Source organism: Flavobacterium tiangeerense, from assembly GCF_007830355.1.
GTDB classification, from domain to species: domain Bacteria; phylum Bacteroidota; class Bacteroidia; order Flavobacteriales; family Flavobacteriaceae; genus Flavobacterium; species Flavobacterium tiangeerense.
This window is the reverse complement of sequence record NZ_VLKO01000003.1, coordinates 353,569-363,379: the sequence shown is the minus strand read 5'-3', so window position 1 is coordinate 363,379 and position 9,811 is coordinate 353,569. Positions and strand designations below refer to the sequence as shown.

Below are 9,811 nucleotides of genomic sequence, written 5' to 3'. Positions count from 1 at the left end.
TTGAATTATATCCCGAAATCGAAAAAGCATATAATTTAGCCCAAGAGTTGAGAAATATATTTGAGAAAACAACAGATAAAATCATTGGACTCTCAAGATTAGCTAAATGGCATGAAAAAGTAAGTCAATCTGGATTTAAGTCTTTCAATACAATCTCAAGATCTATAATAAATCATTACCAAACCATACTAAACTATTTTGATAACAGAAGCACAAACGCATCTGCAGAGTCGTTCAATGCTAAAATAAAAGCTTTTAGAACTCAATTTAGAGGCGTTAAAAATGTTGCATTCTTCCTTTTTAGGCTAACAACTATTTATGCTTAATTTTTCATTCCCCACAGGTTTTGGGATTGATCCCAAGTAACAACTATGCAAACAAACATTTTATATACTACTTTAACTTCAGGATTTAAAATGAAACAGACATCACCATAAAACTCTAACACACCTAAAAATAAAAAAGCCTTACAAACGCAATGTTTATAAGGCTTTTTAAGTGTTAATTGTGGTCCCACCTGGGCTCGAACCAGGGACCACCTGATTATGAGTCAGGTGCTCTAACCAGCTGAGCTATAGGACCGGTTATGAGGTTGCAATATTACTACTATTTTTTAATTGCTACAAATAAATTTGACATAGTTTTTTACTCTTTTATAAAAAAAATTTCAAAGCAATCCGAATGCATTGAATACTAACAACCTACACTACACAGCATTTAAAATCATACGATCTCTTGACACAGTTCAATCAAAACTCCATTTATGCTTTTGGGATGCAAAAACACAACTAGCTTATTATCAGCTCCTTTTTTCGGAGTTTCATTAAGGACCACAAAGCCTTCTTGCTTTAATCGAACAATTTCTGACTCAATATCTGCTACATCAAAAGCAATATGATGAATCCCTTCACCTTTTTTCTCTAAAAACTTAGCTATTGGACTATCCGGATGAGTTGCAGCTAGTAATTCAATCTTATTGGGTCCGCTCTGAAAAAAAGAAGTAGTGACACCCTCGCTCAGAACTTCTTCAAATTTATAAGCTGGTGCTCCAAACAATTTTTCAAAAACCAAGTTAGATACCTCTAAATCTTTTACAGCAATTCCTATGTGTTCTATTTTTCTCATGAATAAATTTATTTATATTTTAAAACAACCTGTTTTTTGACTAAGCAGCCAATTATGTAAAATTAGTATTTATATTCGTAGACCAAAATTATCACTAATCTATTGCAGCTACTATTGATAATAAATCCTTAAAATATTTCGAAAGCATAAATTATAGTCGTTATTTTGTAAACTGAAATCAGAATTTACCATGTTGAAAAACAATCTCAAATATACTTTTTTTCTCTTTTTAATAATCTTGGCGAGTTGTGCAAAAAGAGGTACTATTACTGGTGGTCTAAAAGATACCATTGCGCCAATTCTTAAGGTAAGTTTCCCTAAAAATTTTAGCACCAATTTCACTGGAAACAAGATTCAGTTGGTATTTGACGAAAATATTAAATTGAAAAACTTAAATAAGCAACTTATCATTTCTCCTCCCATGAAAAATGAACCGCTTATTATACCTACCACACCCACAAAAACGATAACAATTACGCTCAAAGATACTTTACAACCCAATACTACTTACAGTCTCAATTTCGGACAGAGTATTGCAGATAATAATGAAGAGAACCCATTAAACCAGTTTAAATATGTGTTCTCTACAGGAGCAACAATTGATTCTTTACAACTGGGAGGAACCATAAAAATTGCTCTTGACAAAGAAGTAGAGTCTTTCGTTTCGGTTATGCTGTATGATGTAAACGACAAATTTAATGACTCAGTAATTTACAAACAAAATCCAAGATACATTACAAATACTCTTGATAGTTTGAAAAGTTTCAAATTAGAAAACCTTAAAGCTGGGAAATATTTACTTGTAGCGCTTAAGGACTACAATAACAATAATAAATTTGACCCTAAGAAAGACAAGATTGGGTTTGTAAAAGAATTTATATCTGTACCAAACGATACGCTTTATAAACTCGAAATCTTCAAAGAAGAGCTACCATTTAAGGCTATTAAACCAGTACAAGCTGCTGGAAATAAACTTATAATGGGTTATGAAGGAACACTAAACAACCTAAAGGATTTACCTAAAATAACACTGAAAGACAATACTACCGAAATAAATCACTTGGTTACAAAATTTCCAAAAAAGGATTCACTCCAAATATGGTATAAACCTATTAAAACAGATTCCTTGAAGTTATTTGTAAAAAAAGATAAGTATGAAACTAAATTTTCCTTTAAAATTAAGGATCAAAAAAAAGATACTTTAAATATTACTCCTTTACAAATGGGCGACTTGAAATTTAGAGAGCAGTTTACTCTTGAAACTAGTACGCCATTAATTAATATTGCAAACGAGAAAATAACTTTATTGGATAAAAACAAAAAATCGATTCCGTTTAAAACTGAGTATGATGAATACAATCAACGGTTGTATTTTGACTTTAAAAAAGAACCTTCAGAAAACTACGTGATGACGGTTTTACCAGAAGCTTTTACCGATTTTTTTGAAAAGAAGAATGACACCTTAATGTATAAATTCAGTACCCGAAATACTTCAGAATACGGAAATTTGAGTATAAATCTTCAAAAAGCAAAAAGTTTTCCCGTACTTATTGAGTTAACAAATGCAAAAGGTGATGTCCTAGCCTCTGAATATACTACAGAAAACAGCACTGTCAATTTCAATTTAATAGAACCCGCACAATACACGCTTAGAGCCACTTATGATTCCAATAAAAACGGCAAGTGGGATCCGGGAGATTTCCTTAATAAACTCCAAGCCGAAGAAGTAATTTATTTTTCAAAAGAAATAGATGTACGTGCCAATTGGGATGTAAATCAACTTTTTGATTTAAGTATTCCGTACACACCCGAAATTAAAAAGAAAGCAGCAAACAAAAAACAACCTTAGTTGTCTTTTAGTTCAAATGTGTCTCGATCATTGAGAAAACCTAGTTTTTGTCTCGTTTCAACTAACTTTTCCTTATTTAATGTTACGACATAACTACCTTCAATTTGGGTAGGTTCTTGTACATAATGACCTAAAAAATCAACGGCTTGAGAATGCCCTACATATTCATACCCATTACCATCAGTTCCTAATCTGTTAACTCCTATAACATAACACATATTCTCAACAGCTCGCGCCTGAAGTAAAATATCCCAAGCATTTACCCTTGTTTTTGGCCAGCTGGCAACATAAACTAATAAGTCATAATCCTCTGTATTTCTAGAAAAAACTGGGAAACGCAAATCATAACAAATTAAAGGACAAATTTTCCAACCTAGATATTCAATAATACACTTTTCTTTACCAGGTACATAGGCTACATTTTCACCAGACAATGTAAACAAATGTTTCTTGTCATAATACTCTACCTTTCCAGAAGGCGCAACAAAAACAAACCTATTAAAAAACTGATCATCCTCTGTGATCACGAGACTACCCATAAAAGCACAATTTCTACTGGAAGCAAGTTGTTTTAACCAAGTTAAGGTTTCACCCTGCATACCCTCAGCAACACGTTCAGGATTCATGGTAAAACCACTAGTAAACATCTCTGGCAAGACTATTATTTGTACATCAAGTTGTATTTCATTGATTTTGGATTCGAAATATACACGATTTTCCAAAGGGTTTTCCCATGATAACGGAGCTTGAATGAAGGCTATTTTCATTTTTTTCTAATTTTCTATAAAAATAACAATTCTATACGTACCGTAACTTCATTACATTAGCAAAAAGAAAAAAATCATGAAAAAAATATTAGTTGCCATTGTGCTATTAAGTCAATTAGCTCTTCAAGCACAAGAAAAAACGGGTGCACAACAATTTTGGGAAAACCTACAAAAACAGTGCGGAAAATCGTTTGAAGGAGAAATTAAAGAAGGTGCTTCGAATGATACTTTTAGAGATAAAAAACTAGTAATGCATGTAAGAAGCTGTACCAAAAACACCATTAAAATTCCGTTTTTTGTTGGCGAAGACAAATCAAGAACTTGGGTTTTAACGTTTGAAAACGACAGAATTAAACTTAAACACGATCACAGACACGAAGATGGAACTGAAGATAAAGTAACACAGTACGGCGGGACGAGTCCAAATTCAGGCAGTGCTAGTATTCAATTTTTTCCAGCAGATCAAGAAACATTAAATTTAATTCCGAACGCCGCAACTAATGTCTGGTGGATTACAATTGATGAGACCTCGTTTACCTATAACTTAAGACGCATAGGATCTGAAAGATTGTTTACCGTAAAATTTGACCTAACAAAAACAGTATCAACACCCACTGCTCCATGGGGATGGAAAGACTAGAACACTTTTTAAACCTAACATTTAGACACACAAAAAAAAAAAAAACGCATTCAACTTTGAGATTGAATGCGTTTTTTATAATTATGAATTGTTTGTCCTAAGAATCTAATTTTTAAGACTAACTAATTATCCTTTTAAACTAGCCGATAAATATTCTCTATTCATTCTGGCAATGTTTTCAAGTGAAATACCTTTTGGACATTCAACTTCGCATGCTCCAGTATTGGTACAGTTACCAAAACCTTCAGCATCCATTTGTGCCACCATGTTCTTTACACGATCAGCCGCCTCTACTTTACCTTGCGGTAATAAAGCATACTGAGATACTTTAGCAGATACAAATAACATAGCTGATGAGTTCTTACAACTTGCAACACAAGCTCCACAACCTATACAGGTAGCAGCATCAAATGCTCTATCTGCATCGTGCTTAGGAATCAAAATTGCATTAGCATCTGTTGGTTTTCCTGAAGTATTAACTGATACAAATCCTCCTGCGTGTTGAATTCTATCAAAAGCACTTCTGTCAACAACTAAATCTTTAATTACTGGAAAAGCTTTGGCTCTAAACGGCTCTATAAAAATAGTATCACCGTCTTTGAACATTCTCATGTGTAATTGACAAGTAGGTACACGTCTGTCTGGACCATGCGCTTCACCATTGATATACAAAGAACATGAACCGCAAATTCCCTCACGACAATCATGATCAAAAGATACTGGTAAATCTCCTTTGTTAATTAAGCCTTCGTTAAGCACATCAAGCATCTCTAGGAAAGACATATCTTCCTCAATGCCATCTAGTGGATACTCAACGATTTTACCTTCTGCTTTGGCGTTGGCTTGACGCCATATTTTTAATGTAAGTTTCATATTTTCTTTCGTTTGAAAGTCTTAGAATCAAAAAGTGGTAATACCATCATTTTTATCTCGGACTGATTCCTATTTATAACTACGCGTTACTAGTTTAACATTGTCATAGACTAAAGGTTCCTTGTGAAGTATAGCCTCACTTGGTTTACCCATGTATTCCCATGCTGCAACATAAGCATAGTTCTCATCATCTCGTTGTGCTTCACCATCCTCAGATTGGTATTCTTCACGGAAGTGACCTCCACAAGATTCATTACGGTGCAATGCATCTTTAGCAAACAACTCGCCTAATTCTAAGAAATCAGCAACACGACCTGCTTTATCTAACTCTTGATTGAAACTGTATGCATCTCCAGGAACTTTTACATCTCTGTAAAATTCTTCTCTTAATGCTGCAATTTCTTCAATTGCTTCTGTTAATCCTTTTGCATTACGAGCCATACCCACTTTGTTCCACATAATTTTTCCAAGTTTCTTATGGAAATAATCAACAGAATGCGTACCGTTGTTATTGATAAACTGATCAATACGTGCTTTTACATTTTTCTCAGCTTCAACAAATTCAGGTAAATCAGTAGAAATTTTTCCTGTTTTAATGTCTGGTGCTAAGTAATCACCAATTGTGTATGGCAATACAAAATACCCATCAGCTAGACCTTGCATTAAAGCAGAAGCTCCAAGACGGTTAGCACCGTGATCAGAGAAGTTAGCTTCTCCAATACTGAAACAACCTGGAATTGTAGTTTGTAAGTTATAATCAACCCAAATACCACCCATAGTATAGTGTACTGCTGGATAAATCATCATTGGGGTTGTGTATGGATCCTCATCAACGATTTTCTCATACATTTGGAATAAGTTTCCGTATTTATTAGCCACAATAGCAGCTCCTAATTTTGTTACTAACGCTTTGTCATTGGCATCAAAACCTTTAACATACGCTTGTTCTTTACCGTAACGCTCAATTGCTGCTGCAAAATCTAAGTAAACTGCTTCACCTGTTTTGTTCACACCAAAACCAGCATCACATCTTTCTTTAGCAGCACGAGAAGCGATATCTCTAGGCACTAAGTTACCAAAAGCTGGGTAACGACGCTCTAAATAATAATCTCTGTCAGCTTCAGCGATTTGTGTCGGTTTCAATTTACCTTCACGAATAGCTTGTGCATCTTCTAATTTTGCAGGTACCCAAATACGTCCATCATTACGCAATGACTCAGACATCAAGGTCAATTTTGACTGGTGATCACCAGAAACTGGGATACAAGTAGGGTGAATTTGTGTGTAACATGGATTAGCAAAGTAAGCTCCTTTTTTGTGCACTTTCCACGCAGCAGTAGCATTACTACCCATGGCGTATGTAGACAAGAAAAATACGTTACCGTAACCTCCAGAAGCAATTACTACTGCGTGTGCAGAGTGACGCTCCAGCTCGCCTGTAACCAAGTTACGAGCAATAATTCCTCTTGCTTTTCCGTCAACAAGAACTAAATCTTGCATTTCATGACGTGTGTAGGATTTTATCTTACCACGACCAATTTGACGGTTCATAGCAGAATAAGCTCCTAATAATAATTGCTGTCCTGTTTGTCCTTTTGCGTAAAAAGTTCTAGCTACTAATGTTCCTCCAAAAGAACGGTTGTCTAGCAAACCACCATACTCACGTGCCAATGGTACGCCTTGCATAACACACTGGTCAATAATATTAACAGAAACTTCTGCAAGTCTGTGAACGTTTGCTTCTCTAGAGCGGTAATCTCCTCCTTTTACCGTATCGTAAAACAAACGGAAAGTAGAGTCACCATCACCTTGATAGTTTTTTGCTGCGTTGATACCTCCTTGCGCAGCAATAGAGTGCGCACGACGAGGTGAATCTTGAAAGCAAAAAGTTTTAACGTTATATCCTAATTCAGCTAAAGTTGCAGCAGCAGAACCACCTGCAAGACCAGTACCTACAACAATAATATCAATATTACGTTTGTTCGCTGGGTTAACTAAATTGATGTGATTTTTATAATTTGTCCATTTGTCCGCTATTGGACCATTTGGTATTTTTGAATCTAAAGCCATTTATAATTTAATATTAATGATTAAAATGATGAAATAATGCAATGAAAATAAAGCCAACAGGAACTACAATTGCAAAAGCATATCCCAATTTGTGTAATGATCTAGAATATTTATTGTTGAACCCTACAGATTGAAACGAAGAGTTGAAACCGTGCCACAAGTGTAGTGCTAACAATACAAATGAAACGCAATAAATAGCTGTACGAGTAGGATCAACAAATTTATGTTGTAACTCACCAAAATAACGAATCTCATCAAGTGGATTTACTTCTACATACTTGTAAACCATTTCTGGAATCCAAAAATCATAAAAGTGTAAAAGCATAAAAGCAAATACAACACCTCCAGAAATAATCATGTTACGTGATGCCCATGATGAACTAGCTGCACCATTATTTTTTACATATTTAATAGGCCTTGCACTTTTGTTTTGAAGATCTAAAACGATACCCATAATAAAGTGAAAAATAACACCTATAATAAGAATAGGTTGAATAACAAACTGCACCAACGGGTTATTTCCCATAAAATGAGAAATAGAGTTAAAAGTATCAGGACTAAAAACCGAGGTACTGTTTATAAAAAAATGTTGTGCTAAAAATAAAATTAAGAAAAGTCCAGAAAGCGCCATAGCTACTTTTTTTGCGATCGATGACTTTAATAATGAAGATTTTGCCATAAGAATTTAGTTGTATTAATTTAAAAAATCATACAAAAATAGGGCAATTAGAAATGAACTACAACCTTTTCGCTATAATTTATAATCATTTTAAAGTGTTACATCACAAAACCAAATAAACCTATATAAATCAATACCTAGAACTCTACAAAAGAAGAATTTCGTTAGACAAAACCAAAGAATTTGAAAATCTTTACGAATCAAACAAAAATATAATTCTTAAAAAAATTGGTGTTTTTTACGAGATCAATAATTTGCTCAAATCAAAAAATTAAATTTACTAAAAATAGACCGAAGGCAGTTTAAAAAACACAAAATAAAAAAAGATTAGCGCGCTTATTTCTAATTTTATAGTCAAAATAATTTAAAATGAAAATCGGAATCGATGCCATCACTTTTGATGTCGCAAAAATACATTCATCCATTGGCGCATTGGCAAAAGCCAGAAATATTGACCCTGAAAAACTGCAAAAAGGACTTGGATTAGAAAAAATGACTCTTCCGGATGTACACCAAGATATAGTAGTTTTTGGAGCCAATGCCTTGACCAAGTTAATCCTTGACCACAACATAAATCTAAATGAAATAGCTCGTATTTATGTGGGTACCGAGAGTAGTATTGACAACTCAAAACCCATTAGTTCGTTCTTAATTTCATTGATGGAGCAAAAATTTGGAGAAAACACTTTGTCAGAATGCGATGTGGTTGATTTTACTTTTGCCTGTATTGGCGGCGTAGATGCGATGCAAAATTGTATCGATTTTATTCGACTCAACCCAACTAAAAAAGCCATTGTTGTAACGACTGATTTTGCCAAATACGATTTAAACTCTACCGGCGAATACACCCAAGGTGCGGGAGCTATTGCCTTATTAATAACCTCAAACCCCAGAATTATCGCTTTTGGAGAGGCTTGGGCAACAAGTACCAAAGGTGTTTTTGATTTTTTTAAACCTTACAGAACATTAGCAAAAACTGCCATAACTGGAAACGAAGCAAACGACGCTTGGTTTGATAATTTAGAAAGCGAAATAGAAATCCACAAAGATCAACCTGTTTTTGACGGTCAGTATTCCAATCAATGTTACATGGATAGAACCCGAGATGCTTATTTTTCGTTCAAGAAATTAAAAAAAACATCTCAAACGGTTTATGACACATGGACCAGCATTGTCATGCACTTACCTTACGCATATCAAGGCCGTAGAATGCTAAGTGAAATTTATGCTTTGGATGCCTCAAATAGTACTTTATCAGGAACAGAAGAAACTACAGTTTACCAAAACAAACTGAAAGAAATCAGCAAAAGTGAAGCCTACATAGAATTTGTTTCTAAAAAATTAAAGCCTGCCGAATTAGCTTCGTCATTGATAGGGAATCTTTATACAGGCTCTATTTTTATGGGCTTATTGTCAACATTAACTCATTTTTATGATTCTAAAAAAGAAATTTCCGAAAGTGTATTTGGCTTTCTAGCCTATGGAAGCGGCTCGAAGTCAAAAGTATTTGAAGGAACCATTCAAGCAGAATGGAAAGAAGCTCTGGAGCGTGTATCCTTATTTGAAACCCTCGAAAAAAGCTTTGAAATTGACTTTAAAACTTACGAAAAACTCCATAAAAAAGAACAACACCAAAGCGTTTGTAGCCCAAAAAACGAATGGATTTTAGAACGTATCGAAAGTGAAAATCTCAACTTACTAGGAGCTCGTTATTACAAATGGGTGGAGTAATAAAATCTTATATTATTAAAAAACACAGATTTCATCAATTTAATGTATCATTGGCGAAATCTGCGTCTAATTTTATG

The 9,811-nt window shown here is 34.2% G+C and carries 9 protein-coding genes and 1 tRNA gene; 4 read left to right on the top strand and 6 right to left on the bottom strand.

From position 1 onward, the window contains the following. On the top strand, positions 1 to 326 hold a 326-nt coding region (locus IQ05_RS04795), incomplete at its 5' end, for a transposase (protein ID WP_144890508.1). A gap of 182 nt (positions 327 to 508) precedes the next feature. On the opposite strand, the gene IQ05_RS04790 is transcribed toward IQ05_RS04795, so the two are convergent. Both IQ05_RS04790 and mce read right to left on the bottom strand, forming a co-directional pair. Further along, a tRNA-Ile gene (locus IQ05_RS04790) sits at positions 509 to 582 on the bottom strand. A 141-nt stretch (positions 583 to 723) separates the two neighbouring features. Next, entirely contained in the window at positions 724 to 1,125 is a 402-nt protein-coding gene (gene mce, locus IQ05_RS04785) for a methylmalonyl-CoA epimerase (protein ID WP_144890505.1), read from the bottom strand. Positions 1,126 to 1,315: 190 nt separating this feature from the next. Here mce and IQ05_RS04780 point away from each other — a divergent pair, with 190 nt between their 5' ends. After that, entirely contained in the window at positions 1,316 to 2,974 is a 1,659-nt protein-coding gene (locus tag IQ05_RS04780) for an Ig-like domain-containing protein (RefSeq protein WP_144890501.1), read from the top strand. On the opposite strand, the gene IQ05_RS04775 is transcribed toward IQ05_RS04780, so the two are convergent. Next, complete coding sequence (locus IQ05_RS04775) at positions 2,971 to 3,741, bottom strand: nitrilase family protein (RefSeq protein ID WP_144890498.1); 771 nt, start codon at positions 3,739 to 3,741, stop codon at positions 2,971 to 2,973. The genes IQ05_RS04780 and IQ05_RS04775 overlap by 4 nt on opposite strands. Before the next feature lie 76 nt (positions 3,742 to 3,817). Between IQ05_RS04775 and IQ05_RS04770 the strand changes: the two genes are divergently transcribed. Then, on the top strand, positions 3,818 to 4,381 hold the full coding sequence (locus tag IQ05_RS04770; RefSeq protein ID WP_144890495.1) for a hypothetical protein: 564 nt from the start codon (positions 3,818 to 3,820) through the stop codon (positions 4,379 to 4,381). 126 nt (positions 4,382 to 4,507) lie between these two features. Here the strand turns inward: IQ05_RS04770 and IQ05_RS04765 are convergent, their stop codons facing one another. The 3 genes from IQ05_RS04765 to IQ05_RS04755 all read right to left on the bottom strand — a co-directional run bounded on the left by IQ05_RS04765 (position 4,508) and on the right by IQ05_RS04755 (position 8,003). Beyond that, positions 4,508 to 5,254: a succinate dehydrogenase/fumarate reductase iron-sulfur subunit gene (locus IQ05_RS04765; RefSeq protein ID WP_144890492.1), complete on the bottom strand. Its 747-nt coding sequence runs from the start codon at positions 5,252 to 5,254 to the stop codon at positions 4,508 to 4,510. A gap of 69 nt (positions 5,255 to 5,323) precedes the next feature. Further along, a complete protein-coding gene (locus IQ05_RS04760) occupies positions 5,324 to 7,324 on the bottom strand; it encodes a fumarate reductase/succinate dehydrogenase flavoprotein subunit (RefSeq protein WP_144890490.1) in 2,001 nt (666 codons plus the stop codon). 13 nt (positions 7,325 to 7,337) lie between these two features. Further along, positions 7,338 to 8,003, bottom strand: a complete 666-nt coding sequence (locus IQ05_RS04755; protein WP_144890487.1) for a succinate dehydrogenase cytochrome b subunit — start codon at positions 8,001 to 8,003, stop codon at positions 7,338 to 7,340. Positions 8,004 to 8,372: 369 nt separating this feature from the next. On the opposite strand from IQ05_RS04755, the gene IQ05_RS04750 reads away from it, so the two are divergent. After that, positions 8,373 to 9,734, top strand: a complete 1,362-nt coding sequence (locus tag IQ05_RS04750) for a hydroxymethylglutaryl-CoA synthase family protein (protein WP_144890485.1) — start codon at positions 8,373 to 8,375, stop codon at positions 9,732 to 9,734. Positions 9,735 to 9,811 lie beyond the last annotated feature (77 nt).

What these genes read in the sequence shown, in the direction of transcription:
- IQ05_RS04755 (WP_144890487.1), bottom strand. Translation starts at nt 8,003, where the DNA reads ATGGCAAAATCTTCATTATTAAAGTCATCGATCGCAAAAAAAGTAGCT.
- IQ05_RS04760 (WP_144890490.1), bottom strand. Translation starts at nt 7,324, where the DNA reads ATGGCTTTAGATTCAAAAATACCAAATGGTCCAATAGCGGACAAATGG.
- IQ05_RS04775 (WP_144890498.1), bottom strand. Translation starts at nt 3,741, where the DNA reads ATGAAAATAGCCTTCATTCAAGCTCCGTTATCATGGGAAAACCCTTTG.
- IQ05_RS04780 (WP_144890501.1), top strand. Translation starts at nt 1,316, where the DNA reads ATGTTGAAAAACAATCTCAAATATACTTTTTTTCTCTTTTTAATAATC.
- IQ05_RS04750 (WP_144890485.1), top strand. Translation starts at nt 8,373, where the DNA reads ATGAAAATCGGAATCGATGCCATCACTTTTGATGTCGCAAAAATACAT.
- mce (WP_144890505.1), bottom strand. Translation starts at nt 1,125, where the DNA reads ATGAGAAAAATAGAACACATAGGAATTGCTGTAAAAGATTTAGAGGTA.
- IQ05_RS04765 (WP_144890492.1), bottom strand. Translation starts at nt 5,254, where the DNA reads ATGAAACTTACATTAAAAATATGGCGTCAAGCCAACGCCAAAGCAGAA.
- IQ05_RS04770 (WP_144890495.1), top strand. Translation starts at nt 3,818, where the DNA reads ATGAAAAAAATATTAGTTGCCATTGTGCTATTAAGTCAATTAGCTCTT.